Source organism: Paenibacillus odorifer, assembly GCF_000758725.1.
Lineage (GTDB): Bacteria > Bacillota > Bacilli > Paenibacillales > Paenibacillaceae > Paenibacillus_AQ > Paenibacillus_AQ odorifer.
Window position 1 is genome coordinate 6,475,798 of the sequence record NZ_CP009428.1, and the last position, 25,331, is coordinate 6,501,128.

The window sequence follows — 25,331 nt, forward strand, 5'->3', positions numbered from 1 at the left end:
TCTCCAATTTCCGACACAGAAATACTATATTCCATGTAAGGTTATGAGCATATCAATGCGATATAATCGTAGAGGTGAGAGCTATTATCACTGAGAACATAATTTGTCAAGGTTGGTGCGAAGAATGAAATTAGCAACTAAATTAACTTGGATGATGTTCATCGTCTTACTTCTTGTAGGATCATCCATCGGGTTCTTCGGATACCGTACAGCTTATAAGCAAGTAGACGAAGCCGCAGGTATCGAATTGGTAGGATGCGCTAATATTACAACCGGCCTGATTGACCCCGCAGATATTTCCGCATTGTTGGCAGGCGATCAAAGTAAACTGGAGGCTGTAGAGGATCGAATCGGTTGGATTGTGGCACATAAGGCTATTTTTAAAGAGGCATTCATCTTATCCTTAGACGGAAAAGTACTTGCCGCAGATTCAAGCTTCCAGGCTAGAGGTTATAAAGCAGGCGATACTTTTTATTTTTCAGATGAAGATAAGCAAATGATTACTGAGCATAAGCATTCCTCCTACTCCAAGGTTTATACATACGAAGGTACCTCACTTAAGACAGGTTACGGCCCCATCTATCAGGATCATGATCCATCCAAACCTATAGTTGCGCTGATGGCCATTAATTTCGATGGCTCCATAATTCAAGAAAGAACCCAAGATATCATAGTTCAGCCCTTTATTATCGGAGCTTCCATTCTGGTTATAGCTATCGTAGCAGCTTATCTGTTAATCCGCCGAATGATAAGTCCGTTAACGAAGCTGTCTAAAGGGGTCAATCTTGTTGCACAAGGCGACCTTACTCATAATCCTATTTTATTCAACAGCAAGGATGAGATTGGTACATTAGCCCGTAATTTTAATGACATGACCCAAAGCCTGCGCTTGCTTATTACCGAGGTCAATGAGACTTCCATGCAGGTAGCTTCCTCGTCCGAAGAGCTCTCTGCCAGTGCACAGGAAACCAACCGGGCCGGTGAGTACAGCGTCAATGTTACAATTGAGCTTGCGGATAGCGCGAATTCACAGCTGCAGAATATGGAGGGCGAATATAAGTCTGTACAAGACCTGTCTCGCTTCATCACAGAGATTGCAGGCAATGCAGATAACGCGATGAATAATGCGGTCAGCAACGCTAATAAAGCCCGTACAGGCCGTGAAGCAATGGATTCCACCACACAGCAGATGAGAGTCGTAAGTGACAGCATTACCGACCTAGCAATCATTATTGAAACCTTGGGTGGTTATTCCAAAGAAATCGAAAATATCGTGGGTACTATTGCCAGCATCGCAGAGGAAACCAATCTCCTGTCCCTAAATGCAGCGATTGAAGCCGCAAGAGCTGGAGAAGAAGGAAGAGGGTTTGCGGTCGTTGCCCATTCCGTGCGTAAGCTTGCTGAGCGCTCAGCCCATTCCGCTGCGCAAATTGGCCAGCTGGTAAACATCATCGTGAATCAGATGGATCAGGCAGGAGAAACAATGAAACGCTCTACAGAAGAGATGGAGCACGGCAGAGAAATGATTGCCACGGCAGGCCAGTCCTTCTCGGAGATAGAAATGTCTGTCTCGGGAATGGCCTCACAAAGTCAGCAGATCTCCGGAACAGTTCGACAGCTTTCGCTAATTTCCGACCGTCTCGTTACAACCCTTCAGAACATCGTAAATGTCGCTAATCAGACAGCCAGCAGTGCAGAGACATTATCCGCTTCCTCAGAAGAACAGCTTGCCGCAATGGAAGAAGTTGAGTCTGCAGCAGCTTTCCTGTCCTCACTAGCTGAGAAGCTGCAAATTCTGATTGAACGATTTAAGGTTTCTTAATAGCAAAGGGGCTAGCATCCAAGCAGAGATATTCTGCTTAGACGCTAGCCCTTTATTCTATGTATTGAGATCATCTGCTACGATACTGCTGTATTCGCTATAAACCACTGGCCCAGCTCATGCACCGGCATTGGCCGCCCATAATAATAACCCTGCATCACTCTGCAGCCTAAGGATTGCAGCAGCTCAATCTGCTCTGGTGTCTCCACACCTTCCGCCACGACCTCCATATTAAGATTGGTGGCAATCGCAATGATATTACTGATAATGGCTTTCTTGGAATGCATCTTGCTCTTACGAATAAATACCTGATCAATTTTGAGTGTGTTGACTGGAATCTCATCTAAATTACCAAGGGACGAAAAGCCTGTCCCAAAGTCATCCAGTGATACCCTTACCCCAAGTGCCCGAAGTCTGGATAGCTGCGCAACCGTCTCTTCCATGTTATTCATCGCAATGGACTCTGTAATCTCCAGTTCAAGGAAATGTGGTTCTAGGCCTGAACGTGTGAGTGCTTCTTCTACAACATCGTATAAGCCCCCACCCTCAAACATCCGCGCTGACATATTAATAGAGACTGCGACATTTGCTATCTCTTCCTTATGCCAAAGCATGTTCTGGCTGCATACATCATGCAGCATCCAATAGGTAATGGGGACAATTAGTCCCGTTTCCTCTGCGATGGGAATGAATTCCGCGGGAGAAATTATCCCATGTTCAGGGTGCCGCCAACGCAGCAGTGCTTCAAGACCCACGGTAACGTTCATATACGAATCCCATTTCGGCTGGTAAACAACCATAAACTCGGAGCGTGCCAGCGCTTTACGAAGATCCTTCTCCAGCGACATCCGTCTCAGCTGATGGCGGTTCATCTCCTGATCGAACACACTGAATTTATTCTTACCCGAATCCTTAGAGGTATAAAGAGCTGTATCGGCTGCCTTCATTAACGCTGAGCGGTCAGTTCCATGCATAGGGGTCATACTGATCCCCACACTTGCAGTAACATATAGCTCATTACCTTGAATACTGTAGTATTTCTTAAGCTCATATAAAATGTGCTCTGCTTCCTCTTGCGCATCCTCCACAGTACAATCTGGAAGAGCGATCAGGAATTCATCTCCGCCCAAACGAAAGACCTTGCCTTTACTTCCTACAGATCGTCTTAATCTTATAGCGACCTCTCGCAGTAACAAGTCCCCTATATCATGTCCAAGCGTATCATTAATCGACTTAAACCGATCCAGATCCACAAAAAATACGGCACCGGATCTACTCCCGAAAAATTCATCTTTAAAATAACGTACCAGGCCATGCCTGTTCGGAAGATCAGTTAGTGGATCATAATAAGCCATCCGTTCCAGCACATGCCGGTCCAGAAATACAGCACCACCAGAAATCGCAAGCATAAATAGCGTTACCAAGGATACTCCCATTAAGAGAATAACATCAGTCTCCATAAAAAAAGTTGTATTGCCTAACAGACCGTTATATTCAAAATGAGTCGCCCTTACACTCGTATAATGCAATCCAGTTACCGAAAATCCGATAAAGAGAGCAGAGTATAACTTCCAGCGGTTAAAACCCACATAGTCTTTAAACTTGTGAAATAGAAATAATCCGATAAAAGACGAGAGCATAACGAGGATTACAGCACATGTCTGAGTCCATATCTCATAATGGATCTCCGCTGCGATCTTCATGGAGGACATCCCGATATAATGCATAGCAGAGATCCCGCTGCCCAGTAGAACACCACTAACTATTAAACAACTTTTTCTTAAACGTGGCACAAACGTAATCCGGAATGCCGAATAGCAGCACAATACACCAACCAATAACGATAATACAGCCCTGCCTGGATAATAATTCACGCTAAAAGGAAAACGGCTCGCCATAATCCCTACATAATGTATCGACCATATGCCACTGCCGAGTACACATGCCCCCGATATTAACCATAAGCGACGAACTTTCCCAAACGAGCGAGGGACTTGCGAGATCAGATTCAGCGCGGAATAAGCTGCAGTCGCCGCTAGCGCAAATGATAGTAAAACAATCCAAACGTTATAGTGGATTCCCATTTTATCCATTAGTTAACCTCTTCACCGGTTTTGAATACCGTAATCGCTGCAGCGTATTTCTCAAGTAAAAAATCAGTACACGAATATCAGATAAATGGAAGAGTGCGTAAAGATTATAGGTTATCCCTGAAAAGCAACTTTAGATGTATTCTACCTTGTATTCAGCCGATTGTCTAAGAAAATACTGGAATTTATACCCTTTTTTTATGTCGGCAAAAAATGTCCATATTTGACGCATTCACTCACCCCGGAAAGTTGGATATGTGACCTGTGGTTGATGGGGTTTTGGGGAAGGTCTTTCGCCATAACCATTGATTCAAAACTACCAGAACTAACAGATAGATGTAAATTCCTCCGGTAAATAAAGTGAAGACATAGTGAATACCCGCCATCCCCATCAGCAAAAACATAAGCATGAAGGCGACTCCAGTGTAATCCTTTTGTTTGGCTGCCTCATAACGCTCTGAAAAAGGTAAGCTCCGCGGATAAACACGAAAGCAGATGACTGAGAAAATCAGCATGGCGAATAATACCACTACTAAATCAGGTACAATGTGCACACCGAACAACAGAATGAACAATACCGCATCTACAGCAAATAAAGGTAAGACTAGCCGCAGCAGCGCCGCCTTAAGCATCCCACGGTAAATAGGCGTGCTATCGGGTAAAGGAATCAGCCTATAAATCCAAGCTCCTTTATAACTTGTAGAGTAGCGTAGCATCTGTATTACAGTCTGCATTAACATCGTGCAGAAATAGATTAACAAGTACACTTTTGAACCTTTAAGGGAACCATCATAACTATTCTGTAATATACCAAATATAAAAATAAACGGGAATGCGATAGAAAAGCCAAGTGCAGGATAGACCTTCAGCTTAAAATCGCGCTCATTCTTCATCATGGACCAAGTAAACCGAAAGAAAATTCCCTCTGCCGGTTCCTTACATACTCTGCGAGAGAGCCACTCTGCGATCTGGCCCTTGTCTTTTCCACCGGAGCCTTGCTCTGCCAGCTTTTGCAAATTCCGCTCAAACTGTGGCATCAGCTTAATATAAGCTACGATCAGTACAAGTGGGGTTATCAAAGCCAGCAATGAGAGAATGAAGTAATAGGGTTCTCTCGCTCCACCAAGCAACAGTTCAAACGGAGCCGCGAACCAAACCGGAAAAATAAAGTACTGCCACCAAGCAGGATGATAAGCAGCACCAAGCTCAGTGAGGTTGAACAACCTGGAGATGAATTGATAGCCCACCATTATTCCGATCGTTAGAAGGATTTGCGTATAATTTATAATATCCTTGAGCTTCTCCCCATCAAAAAACCGCATGATCATCAGGTAGAGCAGTGCAGTTATTACGAGGATAAAACAGTCTAACAAGACAATTGTCACCGCATACATCAGAAAAAAAGCGATCCCCTGCTTAAATAGGCTAAATACCAAAGATGGACCAGTGATCGACAATGTAACTGTCCCTAAGTAGAGAAGAACGTGGATACTTTTGGCCATATTTAAGGTGGTTCGGTTGACGGGTTTGGAAAAAAGAATATTTTTATCACGTAAATCAAGCATTACTGAAGAAAAATCAGAGATCAGGGTTGTGGAGACAAAAAACATAATGATCCCAAAGGTTAAGCTCATTTGCAGCATATAGTGATCATTGGATAGCGTTAGCGGAATTAATATTAAACCAAACAGTAAGTAAATCCACTGCAATCGCAAAGGCGAACCTTCTTTAACGTTCTCCTTTTTCTGCATACCTGCAAGCGCTGTAGGCGTTCTTCTTCCGTCCATGGTCAGTTTGATCTGCAGAATACTCCGCATGGTGTCATAATCGACTCCAAATCTTATAAATGCACCCCGCAGCTTATCCAACAGCCTCAGCACGAAGAAATCAGTCATAAGAGGATACCTCTTGCTCTTGCATGACCGCAACAAATTCACCAGCGATATCACGGTATTTATCAAATCCGGTTAATTGATTGAAAATATCTTCAAGCGTCCCTTCGCGGCCTTTCTCCTTCAGCTCCGCAAAACTTCCGTCCGCCACAATATCCCCGCCATCAATCAAAATGATCCGGCTACTGATTTTCTCAACCACATCCATGATATGTGAGGAGTAAAAAATGGTCTTCCCCCGTGCCGCCAGCGATGCAAAAATCTCCTTCACTATCATCACGCTATTAGCATCCAAACCACTCAGCGGTTCATCCAGGAATAAAATATCGGGGTCATGCAGCATGCTGGAGATAAGCAGCACCTTTTGCTTCATCCCTTTTGAGAACGAAGAAATCCGCATATCGTAAGACTTCTCCAAACCTAGCAGTGTGGTTAATTTTTTGGCCTTGTAGTCCGCCTCCGCACGACCTAGCCCATACAGCTCGCCAACAAAGGTTAGATACTCTCTTGCAGTGAGGCTATCATATAATTCGGCTACCTCCGGCACATAACCTATACGTTTCTTGTAAGAAACATCTCCATCAGCAATATCCTTACCGAAAATCTCCACTTTACCGTTATATCCTTCTACCAAACCGAGCATAATCTTCACCGTTGTACTCTTACCTGCCCCGTTAGGGCCGATATAACCAATAATTTGTCCTCTATATACCTTAAGATCAATTCCCTTTAGCACCATTCGGTCTGTATAGTTCATCCATAAACCTGAAATCGCTATGACCGGATCGTCAGCTAAACCCATATCTCAGTCCCCTTTCTAGTAACTAATCAATAATGTGAAATATTACTACTTTATGTAATTACAATAATTGTATCATTTAGTAGAATCCTCTTCCATGATTTAGTCTGCTAATCTTATGTCTAGTTAAAAAAAGAGTGGCCATTAGGCCACCCCCTAGAGATTTATAGCGAAAGGCAGCGCCACCGATGCCACGAAATGGCTGTTGGCACCCCCTTTATTTTAGTAAACCGGGCTAAGATCAGAGTCCGTTTGGTGGGGTAGCATTTTTGCGTAAGAGAGCGAGCACGCTATCGGACACAGCTGACCTTATACGCGGATTTTTACCACATTTGGAGTGCTAAAGGACCCCATAGTCGCTATCAGCATGAAAAACACCATAAACGCACCTTTTTCTAAGCGATAGCGTCGCTGGAGTCCGAAACTATGCCCCAAAGGCTGGAATGTGGAAAATAACGTCATCTGGGTCCGAAAGTCGCGCCGATAATGAATGAGCTGCTGAATCAAGCGGGCAAGAGGGCAAGCGTGCAAGCGGACAGGGCAAGGGCAACCAGCCAGCTAACAAACAAAAAAACAGAGCGGCGATACTCCAATAAAAGAGGAATCGCTGCTCTGCTGTCTTAGCCGAGTCGCCGCACTCATAGTTGAACGCTACTTACGTGACGTCCGCTATGTCTTAGTCGCTGATTATTTGGATAGCAAATTGTAAATAACCTGTGCTGCTTCTGCTCTTGTAGTGACTTCCTCCGGATTGAGTTTTCCGTTCGCTCCGGTCACTACGCCTCTCTCTACCAGCGCTTGAAGGGCTTCTTGTGCATAACCAGCGATCTGTCCAGCATCACTAAAGCCGGAAAGCGTGGCCGCTGTTTTCTCAGATGGCAGTTCACCTAGCGCTACAAGCGAGCGGTACAAGAGTGTAAATAGCTCCTGCCTAGTGATCTGAACCTCTGGCTGGAATTGATTATCTCCCGAACCCGTTGCTACCCCAAGGCGCTTAGCTGCAGCAAGATAATTCGTATAATACGTATTGCCCGCATCTGCAAAATTATCTGCGGCAACCTCATCTGGTGCGATGTCATATGCCTTAAGCAACAGGACGATGAACTGCCCTCTGGTTATTGCGGCATTAGGACTGTAATGCTCAGCATCCGTACCAGATGTGATACTGCGTGCTGCCAAGAAACCTACTGCATGGCTATACCATGAGGCATCTGGAACATCTGCAAAGCTCACTTGATTATATCCAATAATATATTGGGAGAAATGTGTGGTTACGAAATCTACAGTTCCCTTAGCGGTATTGTAATTTCCACGTACATTGTCCAAACTTCCAGTGCTGTTAATGTGATACACAATAACCGCATCTGACCGTTCTCCCGCTTGCAGCACGTACGGTACGCTGACACGAACACTGCCCCCACCGAAGGTGGAAATCGTGCTTTCACCCGCTATAACCGACAAGTCATAAACCGGTCTGTCTCCGAGAACAGCCTTGCCTTCTGCCGTTAATGACACCTTCGCGATTCTAATAATGATTTCTCCGGCATCTGAAGCTGCACTAATGCTTGCCAATGATTTGGCATCAAACGTAATCGTACCCACATTCTCATAATCAATGGTAATCTCCGCCTTCGTTCCGGCGGCTAACTCATTAATTATGCTTCTTGGAAGAGTAAGTTCAGCGGTTTGAGTATCTGAAGTAGCTGCAACACTAATTTCAAGAACAGCTTTCTTCCCATCAGCTTCTGCCTTCTTAGCGAGACTCACGAATTCAGCAGCCGTTTCTTTTGTGATCGTTGCAGTAGTCACTCCTGTGGTTTTATCCGTTTTAGTTGCTGCTGTTGCTGATAGGTTCACGGTACTCCCTGCTGTTGCCGTAGCAACCAGTTGAGGGCTTGCCGATGGTGTTGGTGTAGTCGTGCTCGGTGTAGAATTGCCACCCGATCCACCCGATCCACCTGTTCCACCTGTTCCAGGATCTGAAATAGGCACATAGGCCGGAACAACAATGTCAGTCGCTGGACTTGCCTTATAACCTTCTTTGGCTGCGTATCTCACTTGATACGTGCCCGGTATTAATCCTGTGATTTCTTTATCTGGTGCATACACATAATTAGTTACACTCGACAGCTTATATTCTAAGGCTGTCGTGGTTCCCGTAATTCTTCCATCATTGTTCGCTGCTGAGGTAGGAGCAACTCCCTGTAACCCAGTTGGAGCTGCTTGTTCCGCAGTGAATGCTGGAACGATTACTTCTGCTGCTCTACCCGCGTTAAATCCTTCTTTAGCTGCGTATCTTACCTGATAGATACCCGGCACCAGTCCAACGATCTCTACATCTGATGCGTAGACATAATCGGTAACCGTAGACAGCTTATATTCCAGCGCTTTCGTAGTTCCTATAATTTTACCGTCGTCATTGGCTGCACTGGTTGGTGCTATACCTACTAATCCTGTAGGTGCCGCTTGCTCACCATATGCCGGGACTTCAACTGTAGCGTCTTTACCTACGCTGTATCCCTCTTTTGCCGCATATCGCACATTATAGAAGCCCGGAGTAAGACCAGTGATAGCTGTACCTGTTACAGGCTTATAATCAGCTTCTCCAACGCCTTTATACTCCTGTCCTTCAGCAGAACCCGTAATTTGCCCATCATCATTAGCTTCAGAAGTAGGTGCTACGCCTACCAGTCCTGTCGGGGCTGCTTGTTGATGGGTGTAAGCAGGAACTTCCACACTTACGTCTTCGCCAGCATTATAAGGAATGATTGTGGGTCCAGCTGCGGAAGTTGGCCCTTGATAGCCCGATGTAGCGGCATATCTTACCTTATAAACACCAGGTGCAAGCCCTGTAATGGCTGATCCCGAAGCTGGGGTGTAAGCCTCGTCTCCAGCAAGCTTAAATTCCAATGCTGCACTGGTGCCTACAATTTGCCCATCCTTATTGTCGGCCGCTGTTGGTGCTACACCGGTAAGTCCTGCCGGTACAGCTTCGAGTCTGGAGAATATTTTATCCAGCGCTGTTGTAGTGTTATTGTATCTGGCTCCGATTGGGTAATTAGCCTGCACGTAATCCGGTTGGATATTCGTCCAGCTGTACATAAGTTCAACATGCCCTAGAATCGGTGAGTTTTTGCCTCCTGCATCCTTGTTGTCCTTGTTATAAGTGAACAGATATGGAACTTGAAGTCTGTCTCCGCTCACGGTGTTTCCAAGTCCATCTACATAACTAATTACAGTTGGTTTGGCAGCTGAATTGTTTTCGGTCTTGATATTGGTCAGATAAGTACGAACCAGATCAACATAAAGCTGCGCATACGGATGATTAGTGGTTCTAATCTGAAGCTCATTATTATTATGCGGATTTGCACTGCCCTTAGTGCCGCTGTTGTTATTAGGCTCAGCAACGGTCACACCAGCATCCAACTTAGTGTCGAAGAAGTAGATCTTATTGATATTATGTTTTTTGGCATATTCGTTGATATATTTAATCACCGCTTGCGTGTTAGGGCACCACGACCCGCCTAACAAAATCGCATAGTTTCCCTCACTCGCTAAAATTTGCTTCAGCTGATGATAGGTCACATGTTCATAAACAAGCGTGCCATCCGCTTCGTTGAAGATCGTAGGTTTTCCCTCATTTTCCCCTTCATAGTTCTTATTAAATGCCGCCTTGATATAAGCCGACTCGTCGATAGTGTCATATTGGGAAGCGGCACCCAGCACCTCACTTACTGATGTTTTATACGTATTAACCTTCGCCGCATCAAGTGTTCCGTTCGTCAGGAACTCATTCCACGAATAGCTCTTATCCAGGTAGGATACGACAGGAGCACTATTTCCCTGTGCATCCTTGTGATCCTTGTTGTATACCAATAAGAATGGAGACTCGAGCTTGTTAGCAGTCACAACTTCCCCGTTTTTATTGGTATAGCTGACATTGCGTTCTGGATCATCTTTGGAAGAAAGATTTAAATTCTTCAAATACTTGTTGACCAGATCAACATATTTATAGGCAAATTTATTATTGCTGTCTGCAATCTGAAGGGTGTCCCCGTCCAGCTTAGTATCAAAGTTATAAATCGTAGAGATGCCATATTCCTTGGCTACCTCGTTGATAAAGCCGATATCGGCCTGTGTATTCTCGCTCCAAGCGCCGCCAACCAGAACAGCGTATGTGCCTTCACTCTCAAAAAGATGAACGATATCTTCATACGTTGCTGTTTTAAATACATGGTTAGCATCATTTAGATGGTCATAGACATGACTGAAATAGTCAAACTGGTTAACGCCGCCTTGGGAAGAGGTTATAACCTCTGCGTTATCCGGATTAGCATAAGCTCTTCCTGCCTGTGTAGGCAGGACTAGCAGGGAGGCTGCCAGCAGCAGCGTTACAATTTTTTTGAAGGTTAATGGTCGTATCATTATGTGCACCTCGCCTTAAATAGGTTTATGGGATGAATGGGCTGAAAGGAATCCTGAATGAGCCTGCTGCTCATCAAGGACAAACCTCTTCCTCAGCGGCTGGTGCCGGTGCGGGTGCCTGAACCGTTTCCGCTGGAGCAGCTGCTGGTGCGCTGACCGTGGATGCAGGTGCAGAAGACGATGTTTTCGGTTGAGAAGACTCAACTACCGGAGCCGGGGTCGCTTTAACTACCTCTGTTGTAGAGAAGGTTATAGCTTTTTTGGAAGGTGTCTCCGTTGCTTTTGCTACAGGAGCGGCGGTTTCCTTAGGCTGTTCAGATACAACAGGAGCTGCGGTCGGCTGAACGGCTTTAGCGGTTACGTTTGCTTTTGGAGCAGTCGTAGGCGCAGCAGTTGGCGCAGGCGTTGCCGCGCTGGTTTGCGGTTTAACAGATGCAGATACCGTTGTTGCAGCTGTTGCCGTCTTAGCGGTGTCCGCAGCCGGGGATGCGGTTGCTTTAGGCTGAGCTGCGCCCGCTTCTGGAGCTGCTGAAGCAACAACCTTCGCCGCAGAATCAACAGCTGCTGGGGCCGCAGTAGCTTCTGCCGTGACTGTCTCTGCTGCTGGAGCCGAAGCTTCCGGCTGGACAGCTTCTGTTACAGGAGCTGCAGTAGCTTCTGCCTGAACAACAACTGCTGCTGCAGAAGTAGCTACTGGTAAAGCTGCTGCGGTTACTGCTGTATTACTACTCTCTTGAATGGGTGCTGCCTCTGCTGTTTTTTTGTTAGCGGATACCGCGGCATACGTCAATGCGGAGAAGACGATAGCGGCGGCAACCAAAGAGATCGAAAGCTTTTTCATATGTGTACCATCCTTTTCAAATAAAATAAGAGACCCCTTCATTACATTCTTGTACCTTAAATCCGTAACTCTCCCTTCTCTAAAGTTAAAAAAAAAGAGACTCAACGGGACGCAATTTACGCGTCTTTCGTTGAATCTCCGGCTGTCCAGTCGATTCCAATTGGCTTGTGATTAAGTTCCATATTATTCATGCCATAGTGCCTTGTCAATCAATTTTTATTTTTCGCATGGTTTTTATCGGAATTAATTATTTTTAACATATAATTACATTGACTTTACTATAAATTCTATATAGATTGATCTCAATAGGATTAATCACATTAAAAAACTAGGTTTAAGGGGGTATTGGTAGTGAACATAGATAACAACTTATTATCCGCCATCGAAACGAACTGGTATGGATTTGTCGCTTCCATATTTGTGTTTGCAATTTTGTTTCTACTGGCACGTAAACGAATTGGATTTGGCACCCGGGTACTCATCGGACTTGGCATCGGACTTATTGCCGGTATATTCTTTCAATACTTCGATTTAGAGACCAAAGCTATTAGCACATTCGGCAGCATTTATGTCAGCTTGATCCGCATGCTCGTCATTCCTTTAGTATTCGTACTCGTATTAAACAGTATTTCTTCCTTAACCAATCTGGAGTATCTACGCAAAATCGGGATCAAAACCTTCGCCTGGTTCCTCGGAACAACTGGCATCGCTTCTATTATCGGCCTATCGGTTGCGCTGCTGTTCAATCCCGGCCAAGGTATACAACAAGATGTACCCGCAGATTTTGCTGCCCGGGAAATCCCGACCTTCTCCCAGGTTATCCTCGATCTTGTTCCATCTAACCCTGTTAATGAAGCAGCTACGGGTAAGGTTGTGCCTCTACTCATTTTCGCCATCTTCTTAGCAGTAGCTATAATCAAGATTGGCTCCAAGAAACCCGAAGCCGTCAAACCTGTACGTGATCTTATTGAATCCCTAACACTGATACTGCATCAGGTTGTGAAATTCATTATTCGCCTGACCCCTTATGGCGTATTCGCACTGATTGCCGGAATCACCGCACGTTATGGCTGGGAGACATTGCAGGAGCTAGGCAGTGTAATTATAACCTCGTACGTAGCAATGATTATACATTTTGTACTTATCTTTGGCGGATTGGTTCTATTAGTAGCGAAGGTGAATCCAATTCGTTTCTTCCGGAAAGTGTATCCAACCATTACTGTTGCCTTCACAACCAGAAGCAGCTATGCAACACTTCCGGTCAATCTCGAAGTTATTACGAAGCGGCTTCATGTCTCCCCACGGATCGCGAGCTTTATCGCACCGTTAGGGGCATCTGTGAACTTTAATGCGTGCGGTGGGATTTGGCCAGCTATTGTGGCTGTATTTACCGCTCAAGTATTCGGTATTGATCTGAACTGGACCGACTATATTACACTGGTATTAGTAAGTATTATTTCTTCCATTGGTGTAGCTGGCGTACCTGGACCTGCCGTAATCTCCACCACGGTAGTCTTAACTGCTCTCGGCCTGCCGCTTGAAGGAATCGCTATCGTTGCAGGTGTTGAAGCGCTCATCGATATGGGCCGTACCGCTGTAAACGCAACTGGAACAGCTGTAACAGCTCTGTTAGTAGCTAATTCCGAAGGTGAATTTGACCGCGAAGCGTTTAATAGCAATGATGACGATGATATTCTCTTGAGCACCGTTTAAAAGCTGAGACTGTAAAAACCTCCGGAAGCTGCGTATAGCAGAGCGCCCGGAGGTTTTTTTGCATAGATTCCTATTGGATTCATCTTCTTATAGCATACTAATTCTTTCCCGCTTTTTAGCAGAAGCTAGACAAGTCTCGATCAATTGCATGCCCAGCACTGCATCCTCGGGTGCAAATAATTTTTTTCCTGTAAATACTGCTGAGGCAAAATCGTCGACCTCCCGTGTATAGGGATTCGCCCCGGTGGCATCAACCCGTCTTACCCCTTCTCCCGTATGCACAAAAAATTCGGCATCCTCATCTCTAGCATTAAAAGGCATAGGCACTTCAATCATCCCATCGGTCCCCAGAATCTCTAACAGCTGGCGGTTATATGCCCACATCCCGCAATCAAAAATCAGGCTTAGCCCCTTCGGAAACTCTACCAGCCCTGAAGCCATCATATCTACATTGTCATGCTCCGGAGAGAACATAGCCTGCACTGTCACGGCTTCCGGCTCAGCTCCGAACAGCAGTCGTGCTGCACTTAGCGGATAACAGCCGATATCATAAAGCGAGCCGCCGCCCCAAGCGGATTTAAAGCGAATATTAGAGGTATCTGTAGCGTCATTATAAGTAAAAGTGCCTCGAATGGAGCGTAATTCACCAATTTCACCGCTAGAGATAATCTCTTGCAATTCCGCAATCCGAGGATGATGCCGATACATATAAGCTTCTGCCAAATGGACTCCAGCATCATTACAAGCTTTTACCATCTCAGCCGCTTCTTCACTGTTCAGCGCGATCGGTTTCTCACATAAGATATGTTTGCCAGCTTCCGCCGCACGGATTACCCATTCCCGATGGAGGTGATTTGGCAGTGGAATATACACTGCATCAATATCCTTATCCGCCAGTAATTCCTCATAGCTGCCGTAAGCTTTATCTATTCCGAACTCTGTGGCTACAGCGCTGCTTTTTTCTAAACCGCGACTGGCTGCCGCTGTGATCATTCCCGTCTCCGAATCCATTATAGCCGGCATCACTGAACCTGTCGCAATCTGCGCGCAGCCCATGATTCCCCAGCGAAGTTTTTGCACCATCGTTGCTAACCTTCTTCCTTATAGATTACTTACTATACTTAAAGCCACCTTATCATAGAATGAAACGTTTCTCTAACAGAAAGAAGCCTGCAAATTGCAAAAAAACAGTGCCAAAAGGAGCTCCAACCCCGATAGACACTGCTTTTTTATAAAATATGAATGTTATATTAGTGCATTTAACAGCACAGCCGCACCCAGCACAACTATACGCGCAAGGTTCATCAATACGAAGTTTTTGACGGCAAGAATAAAGGTACTCGCCTTCTCCTGTTTCTCTGTGAACAAGGCAATATTTCGGCGCAGCGGGATCAGCGTAAGTAGAATCAACAGAACCAGAATAGGGTTAATCCCTAAGATCAGCAGCACTACAAGATCCAGATAAGAGACATAGTAGAGATATTTAAAAAGCACAAGCGCATTGCGGCGGCCAATGTACACCGGAAGCGTATACCTTCGATTCTCCACATCCTCATCAATATCACAAATATTATTAGCGAGCATAATCCCTGCGATCCCCAAAATAGCGGGCACGGAAAACCAGAAAAGGTACAGCACTTCCACGATGTTGATATTCAAGCTGACCCAGCCGTTCTGGAGCAGCAGTGAAACCACATGCTCATCCGTATGGATATAGGCAGAGATAAAAATAATAACAAAGCCCATAAACAAACCGGAGAACAGCTCACCTAACGGCATCCGCGAGATGGGAATCGGCCCGAACGAATAAAGTATACCGATCAAGAACGACAGTCCACCCAGCAAAAAGACCAGCAAACCCGTCTGAGTGACAAGCGCAATCCCGCACCCTGCTGCCAGCGCCAGCAAAATCACAATCGTCGCCACGACGGTGCGCTCTTTTAGCTTAAAATGAACAATCGCATTATGCGTTTCGTAGCCGTAGCCGTGGGTTTTAGAAGCTTTTTTGAAATCGTAATAGTTGTTAATCGCCGTCGTCGCCATATCGAAGCTAAGCAAAGACACGAACATCAATCCAAAACGCAGTACGTAAAAATCCTCAAACCGGTACAGGGCGTACAACGTTCCCATTAGAAACGGAATAATACTGGCTACCTTCGTCGGCAGCTCCACAAATCTTAGAAAGCTTTTAATATTCACACCATACACCCTTATCTGTCAAATGAGCCTGCAAGGCATTACTGTTCAGTTGTTGTAACCGTCACTGGGGACCATTCTGCAATAACTGTTTGTCCATGTACAGACACACTGCCTTCAGGACTCAGATCCTTCTCTGTCATAATTCCGAGCGCTACAGTGAAGTTATTGAATTTAAGCGGAATATTTTTCTCGCGGCGTACTTCCTTGCCGTTCAAATAGAATACAGCCTCATCATTGCCACGGTGATAGGTAATACGGTACGTATTGAATTCCCGTGGTTTGAAATCCGTATCTTCTTTAAAGATGCAGAAGTATTTCGTTCCAGTGCTTTCTGGTACTTGTACACCCGGGAACGGCAAAATACCATATACACTAGCGTATTTATCATTTCCCGCGAAGAAATCAAGCGCAGCGCCTGTCGTGAAATCCAGCAGGTTCAGCGATACATATCCATCATACAGATCTCCAGGTGCAGTTTCTTGTGTACGGCAACGAATTTGCAGCTCAATGCTAATCTCTCCTGCTTCCGGAATCTCCACTGGCTTGGCTGAATAATACATGTGCTTGGCATTGTCCAGAATTTGCACTTGATGATTCTCGCGAGATAACTTCGCACGTACATACAGGGTGTCATTACGAACGATAACTACAGCCTCCGGCTCACGGTAAGCCCAAAATGATCCGTCAGGCAGTGTAAATCCACCCGTCTTCCAGACCTTTCCTTCTTCTAAAATGGAGTGGAAATCCCCAAGAACCATGCGATTGCCTTTAACTTGTTGTTCTTCTGCCATCAATACCTTGTCCTTCTTTTCCATGAAAGCTCACTCCTTCTGTAGTCCATCTATTAGTATCAGATCAAGCCTTGAATTAATAAAGTTATTGCCATTACTACTCCGCAGCGTACGGAGGCTTTTTGTGAAGCACCCATCAGCGGGATATAAGCCGGCGAAGCATTATGTTGCTTGAGACTACTGTAAATGCGCAGCGGCCAGAAAGCTGTAACCAGCGCCAGCAGTGCGTAAACAGGAAGTACACCCAACAGCACACAGACTATCACCGAAGCGTAGCCAGTGAAAAGAAGTACACGTGAGAATACAAGTGCCTTTTGTTCTCCCCATACTACAACAAGCGTAAGCTTACCCGCCTGCTCATCCGCTTTCCAATGTAGGAAATGGTGATTAAACAACAATAATGTAGTTAAAAATCCGACAGGCAGCGAGAGAATTACAGGCTTCATGCTAAACTGACCGGTTTGTACGAAATAGGAGCCTAATACAGGCATAATCCCAAAAGCAATAAAAATGGCCATCTCACTATAACCTTTGCCGCGATAGCCATAACGCAGTGGCGGAGCCACATAGAAATAAGCGATTAAAGCACCAACAAGTACAAACCAGAGGATATTCCAACCGCTATATATACTAAGAATCCCACCACAGATAAGGGCAATCGCCAGCATACTCCAGGTCATCCTTGCATAAAAAGACTCCGAGAGGATCCCACCTGTCAGTAGCCCGGAGTTTGTGCTGATTTCACCAGCGGAATTCTTTGCTTCTGTATCGGTTCCGTTGCGGAAGTCCCACAGATCATTCACCATATTGGAGAACAAATGCGCCGAAATCGCCCCTATTAATGTAAGAATAAATAAAACCGGATGGAATGTCCCTTCCCATACATATGCCCCAACGGTCCCCAAAACAATCGGGATGAGCATAACAGAAAAACTCCAAAACCGGGTCGCCTTGGTAAATAATGTCCATTTGTTCACTTCAAGCTTACCGCCTTTTTCATATGATTTGATAATAATTATCACTGACTATTATACATCAATTTTCGATAGATTGTGAAGATTATCACTGCATATAATGTCTATTCTTGACATAATATTTCCGTTTGTTTGGTCAAGTAACTTGATAATGGAAGATAAAAATGTAAACAATTCCTTATTTCACGCAGGACCCCTATTTTACGACAAAAAATGAGTGTTGTTTTATAGGCAAGCACATACCGATATGATATGATAGGCAAGCCTATGAACAGCGCCCCTTACGGGCTGTTTTTAAGAGCGTAAAACTATATATAATAATGGAGGCTTTTACTGTCATGTCAGCGCAATCCCCTAACACCCAATCTGTCAAAATCGTCACTGCCGACCCTAGCGCCATCGGGCTATTCGGACTGGCTATTGTCACATTGGTCGCTTCTTCACAGAAGCTTGAATTTACAACAGGACTTAGCTATGTTATTCCTTGGGCTATCTTCCTGGGAGCATTCGCGCAGCTATTCGCCGCCATTCAGGATGCTAAGCACAACAATACCTTTGGTATGACCGCCTTTGGCGCCTACGCTTTCTTTTGGTTCGGCATGGCTAGCAGCTGGCTGATCAAGCTTGGCGTATTTGGTCCAACGCTTGCGGAGGCTGTAGATCCTAAGCAGCTCGGATTTGTATTTTTGGGTTACTTGATCTTCACACTCTTTATGACGATTGGTGCCGTTGAGGCAAATAGAGTTCTGCTTATCATTTTTGTATTGATAGATTTTCTTTTTATCGGACTAACCTTTGATTCCTTTGGGATCGCTCCAGAATTCTTCCATAAGCTTGCTGCTTGTGCTGAGCTTGGTATTGGTATTGTGTCCCTTTACGGATGTGGAGCATCCGTGCTAAACGCTCATTTCGGCCGTAGCTTCTTACCAATTGGAGCTCCGCTGGGCATCTTCAAAAAATAGAAATTGTTCTGATCTGAAACTAATACTTTTGCAAGCCGAAAGGATGCTGAGACTATGCATGTCCTGTCCTCTTCTGAATTAGCGGTAACTGCTATTTTCGCCCTTATTCTCGCAGTTATTGCCTATCTGATCATTCGGAATATCCCGAAGATGGTTGGCGATATTGCGGCTTTTCGCAAAAGAACACTGGTTTGGACCCAAGTTTCACTGGTACTAACGGTGCTTCAATTAAATTTCAAGGCAGGCGATTGGCGCTTTTCTATCGTCCTTGGACTCATCGTGTTATTTACCGGAGCTATTTGGCTGTCCGCCCGTTATTACGACATCAGTCGCAATGCAGATCCAGAATCTAAAGATCCTGAAGTACATTAGTAAATCTCAAGCTCCCGAAAGGGGGCTTTTTTTATAATTTCAGAAAGCTTCTTCGCATAGTTCTCCCCACCACAACCATACTAATGACATTCTAATAAAAGTAACGGGAGGATTATCAGGGTGAGCAAAAAAATCAATCTGCTAATGTTCAGTGGGGAATACGACAAAGCGATGGCTGGACTGATCCTAGCGAATGCCGCAAGAGATATCGATGTCGAGGTTACCATGTTCTTTTCATTCTGGGGTCTATTTTTGGTGCGTGATCCGGAGAAAATGACCCTTGAGGACAAGAGTATCTACGAGAAGCTGATGGATGTTATTACACCGAAGGGTCCTGGGCAGTTGCCACTCTCTCATCTGAACTTCAGCGGGCTGGGACGAATGATGCTGGAGGAAATGATGGAGGAACAAGGCGCACCGAAGCTGATTCATTTTCTAAAAGGGGCTCGTAAAAAAAACATCAAATTCTATGCCTGCAAGCTTTCTGTGGAGATCATGGGCTTTAAGCCCGAGGAACTGCTGCCAGAGGTCGAAATCATCGATGCTGCGGCATATTTAAAAGATGCTTTAGAAAGTGATGTACAGTTATTTATTTAAAGTCTGACTAGGCTTTAACCCAATCCCCCATGCAGGCATATACTGTTGCCATAGAAACTACTGGCACGCCGAAAATACACCCCATTAACTTAGCACTGACGGCGTACGGGCTGGAGGGAATATCCGTGCTAAACATCATCCACGCCTCTTCTGCAGAGACGCCCGCTTCATTACAAGACCATTTTGATACTTTTCGTGGTCACACCATCGGCATTCGGCATCAGATCACCACCCCATATGGCAGACAACCGCTTCTGTATGCCGATTGGACCGCAAGCGGGCGCCTATATGAACCGATCGAACGCAAGTTGCAGGAAGCCTTCGGTCCCTACGTCAGCAATCCACATACAGATTCCAACACCACCGGACTAATCATGACGCAGGCTTATAATGAAGCTCGCCAAATCATTAAGAACCATGTAAATGCCGGCCCTCAGGATGTACTGCTCTTCTGCGGCAATGGAACAACAGGAGCCGTGAACAAGCTGCAGCGTATCATGGGATTAAGGCTCCCGGAATGGCTACAGGAACATAATAACCGCGCGCTGGAAGATCGCCCCGTTATCTTCACCAGCCATATGGAGCATCATTCCAATATTCTTCCTTGGCAGGAGGGGCTTGGTGACGTCGTTACCATTCCCGCCGGAAAGGACGGAAATATTGACCCCCAGCAGCTTGAAGACCAGCTGCGATTATACCCCAATCGCCGTTTCAAGATTGGTTCATTTACAGCTTGTTCTAATGTGACTGGAATTCAGACGCCTTACGCAAAGCTAGCGGCTGCTATGCATCGTCATGGGGGCGTGTGTTTTGTGGATTTTGCCGCCAGTGCTCCCTACGTGCCTATCAATATGCACCCACCTTCCCCATTGGAGAAGCTTGATGCGATCTTTTTTTCTCCGCATAAATTTCTGGGTGGGCCGGGCACAAACGGCGTTCTAATCTTTGATGAAGCGCTGAACAATGGACGTATTCCTGACGAACCGGGTGGAGGTACAGTAGCCTGGGTCAACCCTTGGGGAGGACGCCGCTACACTAATGCGATTGAGATGCGGGAAGACGGGGGAACACCGGGGTTTTTACAGGCTTTTCGCACGGCACTTTGCGTGAAGCTGAAGGAGCAGATGAATGGAAACGGTCAATATATGGTGATGAGAGAGCACGAGCTGTGTCAGCAATTATTGGCAGGACTCAGCGACATACCGGAGTGCTCACTGCTGGCCGGAGATCATACAGAACGTCATGGAATCGTCTCTTTTACACTGCGCGATATTCATTACAACCTTGCTGTCCAGCTGTTGAATGACCGTTTCGGCATACAAGCTCGAGGCGGCTGCTCTTGTGCAGGTCCATACGGACATTACCTGCTCGGATTAGGGTGGACGCAATCCGCTCAGATTGCCGGAGCAATCATGAGCGGCGACCAATCCTTCAGACCAGGGTGGATTCGCATCTCTCTACATCCCATTATGACTAATCAGGAAGTAGAGAGAATTGTATCCGCTGTAAGGAGTATTGCGACCCATGTCCAGCAATGGAAGCAGGACTATCTTTACGATACTTCCACGAACAGCTGGAATCATATCTACGTGAAGCATTCACCCGAGATGAAGCTCCAAGAACTCTTCACCGTGTAACATTCTAACTTATCACACGTTGCCCTTCACCATGTCCAAATCAGCAGCACTGGCATTGGAGATGACTTGTTCTACATTTTTGCAGCCCGGAATTACACTGGTTACTGCGGAATGCTGGAGGCACCAAGCCAAAGCCCACTGCGCCATATCCAGACCTGATGGCACTTCATTGGCAGCAATTTCTGCTACTGCGCGCAGCTGCTTTTGTCTTACATCCTCTTTATGGTTCGCTCGCACATCACCCTGAGCAAAAATCGCATCTGGCTTATACTTGCCGCTCAAATAACCACTGGCTAACGGAACGCGAGCTAACACACCTAATTGATGCTCGATGCACAGCGGAAGAATCTCTTCTTCAGGTTGACGATCCAGCCGATTATATACTACTTGTATGGCCTCTGCCTGCACATCCGCTGCCGCAGAGGTCTGATGCACCCCCGAGCCCGATGCACTGATCGACACGCCTAAATGACGGATTTTACCGGCTTGCTTCTGTCTGTCGAGCATACTCCACAGCTTATCATTATCGAACTGCTCATCCGTTCCGGAATGGAATTGATAGAGGTCGACATACTCTGTTTGGAGTGCGCGTAGGGAGTCGTCCAGCTGCTTAAGCACATCCTCAGCACGCCATAGCTGTTCCCGCTGCAAATGCCCTTGAAAATGATGGCCAAATTTCGTAGCTACAACCCAGTCCTCGCGTTTGCGGCGCGCCAGATAATCCCCGATGAACTTCTCCGACAAGTGATCTCCGTAACATTCTGCCGTATCAATCAGGTTAATCCCCAGCTCCCCAGCCTTATCCAGCATGGCATCGACTTCAGCCTGAGTGAAATCCTTGCCCCACTCTCCGCCAAACTGCCAAGTCCCTAGGCCAATCACCGAGACATTCATTCCTGTACTGCCAAGCTTACGATATTTCATCATCATTTCCTCCTTTATTCTATTTAGATTTAGGAATTCAAGTTAATTCTGACACTATACTAAGCTATCTTGTTCCCATCCTGTGCTGTTCTAGCAAAACGCGCTTCGATGGCTTTGACTCCCCATAACGACAGCCCGATAAACAACAGAACATAGATAATCTCCCACGGCTGGCGAATGAAGCGTTCCAGATCATTGCCAATGTATGAAACTGCGAATACCATAATCGCTTTACCCACCGTAAGCGCAAGAAGATACGAACGGAACCTCATCCCGGCAAGCCCTGCTGCCATATTAATCACAACAAAAGGTCCTACCGGAAATATACTAAGCAGAAAAACATAGCTGAATCCGCTTTGCCGCACCCATGTCATGCTTTTGGCTACTTTGGGCCGTGCTGCCCATTTTCGCAAATAACGATGGGAGGCTACTTTGCGGATAATCCAAAAGGTAGTCACACAACCTGCAACCAGACCGATCCAAGAATACAAAAAACCTAACCATAAACCATATACGGCCCCATTTAGCCCTACGATCGCAATAGTTGGTAGTGGTGGTATAAATGATTTCATAAACGTTAACGCAATGCCCGGAAAGGGCCCAAACGAACGATATTGTTCCAGCAGATGCCGCAGATTATCCTCTGTCAGCCAAGACATAATATCAAGAAAATACATAACCAGCTGATCTCCTCATCCGATTGGAATTCTTAACACTTGGTCTCAATTATACACGAAGTTGCGTTCATTCCTACAGTGCATAAGGTTATGATCATTCATTCAGAAACGTTGGATCTATAAACTACCACCGAGCAGGACTTAGCGTTCGTTCTAGCCATTGAACAAAGTGAGCTTAATCGTGCCTATATCGGACAGTGGAGTAAAGAGGAGCACAATACGGCTATCCAGGATCCAGATATCCTGCATCTTACAATTTGGGAGAGGTCCGGGAAAAGAGTCGGCTATATCATCGTAACAGGACTTCAAGATATTTATCTTACCGTTTGTATTAAACGAATCGTCATCCATTCCAAAGGGCTTTGGTTATAGCAAACTGTCGCTTCATCTCGTGAGCGACTGGATCTTCCAGCACACCGAGACGTATCGGCTATGGTTAGATGTTAGAGATCACAACCACAGGGCTCGCCATGTCTACGAAAGCTGCGGCTTTACACTGGAAGGCACTCTACGTGATTGTATAAAGGTTGAGGGACATTTTGAATCTCTGCATATCATGTCCATATTACGGCATGGGTATATAGAGCGTGAGCAGCAACAGCAGAAGAAATAGATTAGGGAAATCCTCCCTGATTTTTGGACTGTCAGGTGCCTATAACTGCAAATCAGGGAAAACTTCCCTAATATTCAGCGAATTTGCGCAAAATCGGCATATTTCACTGATTTTTAGGGATATTTTCCCTAAAACGTCTATTTTGGGACCCTAATCAGCTACTTTTTAGGGAGGATTTCCCCAAAAAGTATATTCCGAGACGATAATCGGCTATTTTCAGGTAGGTTATCTCCTCGCACCCTTTCATGGGCACAATAAAAAGCCGAGCGGCAAGTTCCCTATCCTACGTGGGCTCACTACTCAGCTTTCAATTCCATTCCCTTCAAACCTCTCCACTGTAACAACCCGCCTGCTCACCTTCCGCCCTCAACCCCGCAACCACAAGGGTTGTCACGTACTTACGGGCATCCGCTGTGAGCAGTAACAGCTCTACCGAGCTTTTAGCCGGCTCCCCTCTGACAAACTTTATTCGTGCACCGTCCAAATCCTCTTGGATGCCGGCAATCGTATACCCTTTAAAAAGCAGCCCATCAATCTCCTGCTGTTCTTTGGCATATTCCGCAAAAGCAGACATTAGACTACACCTCCGCTGATTTCTGCCTTAGAAGGAAGAGGAGCCTCCGCTGCAAAACGTTTGCGTTTCAAATATTTTCCCGAACCTGCTTTGCCGACAAATTGTTTGTCACGAATAACAAATTCACCTCGACTGAGAACAGAAACAGGCTCTCCCTTCACTTCAAAGCCCTCAAACGCATTATAATCTACGTTCATATGGTGCGTGTCCGCAGAAAGGGTTCTTTCTACAGAAGGATCAAAAATGACCAGATCAGCGTCACTACCTACTGCGACCGTGCCTTTTTGCGGATACAAGCCAAACAGCTTGGCGCTAGAGGTAGCAATAATGTCTACGAATTTGTTCAATGAGATCCGGCCTTTCTGCACACCTTCCGAATATAGAATCGTAAACCGGTCCTCGATGGTCGGCCCACCGTTCGGGATTTTGGAGAAATCGCCAAGCCCCAGATCCTTTTGTCCTTTGAAATCAAACGAGCACTGGTCAGAGCCAATCGTCTGCAAGCTGCCGCTCCATAGCGCATCCCACAGAACATCCTGATTCCACTGCTCACGCAGGGGCGGAGACCACACGTATTTGGCACCTTCGAAATTAGGCTTTTCCAGCGCCGTCTGATCCAGCACTAAATACTGTGGACAAGTCTCACCGTATACGCGCAGTCCCTTTTTACGCGCTTCAGCAATCTTCCAAGCGGCTTCCGCACAGGTCACGTGTACAACATACAGCTGAGAATCTGTCAGTTCGGTTAGATAAGCTGCGCGTCCCGTAGCTTCACCCTCCAGCTCCGGCGGGCGGGTCAGCGCATGAAAGATCGGATCAGTGTTGCCTGCGGCCAAGGCCTGCTCAACAAGATATTCAATGACATCTCCATTCTCCGCATGCACCATAACGAGCGCACCTTCTTTTTTCGCGGCTTGAAGGGTCTTAAAAAGTGTGCCGTCATCCGCCTGAAAAGTATTCTTATAAGCCATAAATACTTTGAGCGAGGTAATGCCTTCTTTCTCAATTATCTCCGGAAGCTCACCCAGTACTTTATCGTTTAATTCTGAGACCATCAGGTGGAAGCTGTAATCAATCACCGCTTTATCCTGCGACTTATGATGCCATGTATCTACGGCTTGCTGTAGCGGTTGTCCTTTGGTGGTTAAGCAAAAATCAATGACTGTGGTCGTTCCGCCATATGCAGCCGCAATGGTTCCCGTCTCAAAATCATCAGCTGTAACCGTGCCGCCAAAAGGCATATCCAGATGCGTATGTGGATCAATGCCTCCAGGAAAAACATAACACCCCGAGGCATCTATAATTTCTGCACCAGGGACATCCAAATGAAGGCCAATCTCCGTAATAACCCCGTTTTCAATCGCCACATCGCCTGTATAAGTATCTGCTGCAGTAACGATGATGCCATTTTTAATAATCTTTTTCATCC

At 45.9% G+C, this 25,331-nt stretch carries 20 protein-coding genes; 7 read left to right on the forward strand and 13 right to left on the reverse strand.

The window, feature by feature from the left end; all coding sequences use genetic code 11:
* Positions 1 to 124 precede the first annotated feature (124 nt).
* Positions 125 to 1,822, forward strand: coding sequence for a methyl-accepting chemotaxis protein (locus tag PODO_RS28295; RefSeq protein ID WP_038573703.1), 1,698 nt, complete (start codon positions 125 to 127; stop codon positions 1,820 to 1,822).
* 77 nt (positions 1,823 to 1,899) lie between these two features.
* Here PODO_RS28295 and PODO_RS28300 read toward each other — a convergent pair whose 3' ends face one another.
* From PODO_RS28300 to PODO_RS28320, 5 genes are all read right to left on the reverse strand, one after another.
* The gene (locus PODO_RS28300; protein ID WP_038573706.1) at positions 1,900 to 3,915 is read right to left on the reverse strand and encodes a bifunctional diguanylate cyclase/phosphodiesterase; all 2,016 of its coding nucleotides are present in this window, start codon (positions 3,913 to 3,915) and stop codon (positions 1,900 to 1,902) included.
* A 233-nt stretch (positions 3,916 to 4,148) separates the two neighbouring features.
* A complete protein-coding gene (locus PODO_RS28305; protein WP_052097381.1) occupies positions 4,149 to 5,807 on the reverse strand; it encodes a hypothetical protein in 1,659 nt (552 codons plus the stop codon).
* Positions 5,800 to 6,606, reverse strand: a complete 807-nt coding sequence (locus PODO_RS28310; protein ID WP_036682032.1) for an ABC transporter ATP-binding protein — start codon at positions 6,604 to 6,606, stop codon at positions 5,800 to 5,802. Before PODO_RS28310 ends, PODO_RS28305 begins: the two co-directional genes overlap by 8 nt.
* Positions 6,607 to 7,290: 684 nt before the next feature.
* Complete coding sequence (locus PODO_RS28315) at positions 7,291 to 11,028, reverse strand: S-layer homology domain-containing protein (RefSeq protein WP_038573709.1); 3,738 nt, start codon at positions 11,026 to 11,028, stop codon at positions 7,291 to 7,293.
* A 73-nt stretch (positions 11,029 to 11,101) separates the two neighbouring features.
* Positions 11,102 to 11,869, reverse strand: a complete 768-nt coding sequence (locus PODO_RS28320) for a hypothetical protein (RefSeq protein WP_076099702.1) — start codon at positions 11,867 to 11,869, stop codon at positions 11,102 to 11,104.
* 357 nt (positions 11,870 to 12,226) lie between these two features.
* On the opposite strand from PODO_RS28320, the gene PODO_RS28325 reads away from it, so the two are divergent.
* Positions 12,227 to 13,582: a dicarboxylate/amino acid:cation symporter gene (locus PODO_RS28325; protein WP_036682429.1), complete on the forward strand. Its 1,356-nt coding sequence runs from the start codon at positions 12,227 to 12,229 to the stop codon at positions 13,580 to 13,582.
* A gap of 87 nt (positions 13,583 to 13,669) precedes the next feature.
* Here PODO_RS28325 and PODO_RS28330 read toward each other — a convergent pair whose 3' ends face one another.
* From PODO_RS28330 to PODO_RS28345, 4 genes are all read right to left on the reverse strand, one after another.
* Entirely contained in the window at positions 13,670 to 14,665 is a 996-nt protein-coding gene (locus PODO_RS28330; protein ID WP_038573713.1) for a Gfo/Idh/MocA family protein, read from the reverse strand.
* 162 nt (positions 14,666 to 14,827) lie between these two features.
* Positions 14,828 to 15,781, reverse strand: coding sequence for a 1,4-dihydroxy-2-naphthoate polyprenyltransferase (menA, locus tag PODO_RS28335; RefSeq protein ID WP_038573715.1), 954 nt, complete (start codon positions 15,779 to 15,781; stop codon positions 14,828 to 14,830).
* 38 nt (positions 15,782 to 15,819) lie between these two features.
* Positions 15,820 to 16,596: a DUF6081 family protein gene (locus tag PODO_RS28340; RefSeq protein WP_244886404.1), complete on the reverse strand. Its 777-nt coding sequence runs from the start codon at positions 16,594 to 16,596 to the stop codon at positions 15,820 to 15,822.
* A 35-nt stretch (positions 16,597 to 16,631) separates the two neighbouring features.
* On the reverse strand, positions 16,632 to 17,549 hold the full coding sequence (locus tag PODO_RS28345; RefSeq protein WP_036682043.1) for a prenyltransferase: 918 nt from the start codon (positions 17,547 to 17,549) through the stop codon (positions 16,632 to 16,634).
* 335 nt (positions 17,550 to 17,884) lie between these two features.
* Between PODO_RS28345 and PODO_RS28350 the strand changes: the two genes are divergently transcribed.
* From PODO_RS28350 to PODO_RS28365, 4 genes are all read left to right on the forward strand, one after another.
* Positions 17,885 to 18,508 carry an acetate uptake transporter gene (locus PODO_RS28350; RefSeq protein WP_036682044.1) on the forward strand — a complete coding sequence of 208 codons (624 nt, stop codon included), beginning with the start codon at positions 17,885 to 17,887 and terminating at the stop codon, positions 18,506 to 18,508.
* A gap of 54 nt (positions 18,509 to 18,562) precedes the next feature.
* Complete coding sequence (locus PODO_RS28355; protein ID WP_051491217.1) at positions 18,563 to 18,880, forward strand: hypothetical protein; 318 nt, start codon at positions 18,563 to 18,565, stop codon at positions 18,878 to 18,880.
* Between the two features lie 120 nt (positions 18,881 to 19,000).
* A complete protein-coding gene (locus tag PODO_RS28360; RefSeq protein ID WP_036682046.1) occupies positions 19,001 to 19,477 on the forward strand; it encodes a DsrE/DsrF/DrsH-like family protein in 477 nt (158 codons plus the stop codon).
* A 125-nt stretch (positions 19,478 to 19,602) separates the two neighbouring features.
* A complete protein-coding gene (locus PODO_RS28365; protein WP_036682047.1) occupies positions 19,603 to 21,114 on the forward strand; it encodes an aminotransferase class V-fold PLP-dependent enzyme in 1,512 nt (503 codons plus the stop codon).
* 12 nt (positions 21,115 to 21,126) lie between these two features.
* Here PODO_RS28365 and PODO_RS28370 read toward each other — a convergent pair whose 3' ends face one another.
* Both PODO_RS28370 and PODO_RS28375 read right to left on the reverse strand, forming a co-directional pair.
* Entirely contained in the window at positions 21,127 to 22,038 is a 912-nt protein-coding gene (locus PODO_RS28370; protein WP_036682049.1) for an aldo/keto reductase, read from the reverse strand.
* Positions 22,039 to 22,097: 59 nt separating this feature from the next.
* Positions 22,098 to 22,715, reverse strand: a complete 618-nt coding sequence (locus tag PODO_RS28375) for a TVP38/TMEM64 family protein (protein WP_036682051.1) — start codon at positions 22,713 to 22,715, stop codon at positions 22,098 to 22,100.
* 391 nt (positions 22,716 to 23,106) lie between these two features.
* Between PODO_RS28375 and PODO_RS32100 the strand changes: the two genes are divergently transcribed.
* Positions 23,107 to 23,328: a GNAT family N-acetyltransferase gene (locus PODO_RS32100; protein WP_244886405.1), complete on the forward strand. Its 222-nt coding sequence runs from the start codon at positions 23,107 to 23,109 to the stop codon at positions 23,326 to 23,328.
* Positions 23,329 to 23,650: 322 nt separating this feature from the next.
* Here PODO_RS32100 and PODO_RS28380 read toward each other — a convergent pair whose 3' ends face one another.
* On the reverse strand, positions 23,651 to 23,902 hold the full coding sequence (locus PODO_RS28380; protein ID WP_051491218.1) for a hypothetical protein: 252 nt from the start codon (positions 23,900 to 23,902) through the stop codon (positions 23,651 to 23,653).
* Positions 23,902 to 25,329, reverse strand: coding sequence for a dihydropyrimidinase (hydA, locus tag PODO_RS28385; protein WP_036682053.1), 1,428 nt, complete (start codon positions 25,327 to 25,329; stop codon positions 23,902 to 23,904). The genes PODO_RS28380 and hydA overlap by 1 nt, the downstream gene beginning before the upstream one ends.
* Positions 25,330 to 25,331: the final 2 nt, after the last annotated feature.

What these genes read in the sequence shown, in the direction of transcription:
- PODO_RS28295 (WP_038573703.1), top strand. Translation starts at nt 125, where the DNA reads ATGAAATTAGCAACTAAATTAACTTGGATGATGTTCATCGTCTTACTT.
- PODO_RS28300 (WP_038573706.1), bottom strand. Translation starts at nt 3,915, where the DNA reads ATGGATAAAATGGGAATCCACTATAACGTTTGGATTGTTTTACTATCA.
- PODO_RS28305 (WP_052097381.1), bottom strand. Translation starts at nt 5,807, where the DNA reads ATGACTGATTTCTTCGTGCTGAGGCTGTTGGATAAGCTGCGGGGTGCA.
- PODO_RS28310 (WP_036682032.1), bottom strand. Translation starts at nt 6,606, where the DNA reads ATGGGTTTAGCTGACGATCCGGTCATAGCGATTTCAGGTTTATGGATG.
- PODO_RS28315 (WP_038573709.1), bottom strand. Translation starts at nt 11,028, where the DNA reads ATGATACGACCATTAACCTTCAAAAAAATTGTAACGCTGCTGCTGGCA.
- PODO_RS28320 (WP_076099702.1), bottom strand. Translation starts at nt 11,869, where the DNA reads ATGAAAAAGCTTTCGATCTCTTTGGTTGCCGCCGCTATCGTCTTCTCC.
- PODO_RS28330 (WP_038573713.1), bottom strand. Translation starts at nt 14,665, where the DNA reads ATGGTGCAAAAACTTCGCTGGGGAATCATGGGCTGCGCGCAGATTGCG.
- PODO_RS28340 (WP_244886404.1), bottom strand. Translation starts at nt 16,596, where the DNA reads ATGGAAAAGAAGGACAAGGTATTGATGGCAGAAGAACAACAAGTTAAA.
- PODO_RS28350 (WP_036682044.1), top strand. Translation starts at nt 17,885, where the DNA reads ATGTCAGCGCAATCCCCTAACACCCAATCTGTCAAAATCGTCACTGCC.
- PODO_RS28355 (WP_051491217.1), top strand. Translation starts at nt 18,563, where the DNA reads ATGCATGTCCTGTCCTCTTCTGAATTAGCGGTAACTGCTATTTTCGCC.
- PODO_RS28370 (WP_036682049.1), bottom strand. Translation starts at nt 22,038, where the DNA reads ATGAAATATCGTAAGCTTGGCAGTACAGGAATGAATGTCTCGGTGATT.
- PODO_RS28375 (WP_036682051.1), bottom strand. Translation starts at nt 22,715, where the DNA reads ATGTATTTTCTTGATATTATGTCTTGGCTGACAGAGGATAATCTGCGG.
- PODO_RS28380 (WP_051491218.1), bottom strand. Translation starts at nt 23,902, where the DNA reads ATGTCTGCTTTTGCGGAATATGCCAAAGAACAGCAGGAGATTGATGGG.
- hydA (WP_036682053.1), bottom strand. Translation starts at nt 25,329, where the DNA reads ATGAAAAAGATTATTAAAAATGGCATCATCGTTACTGCAGCAGATACT.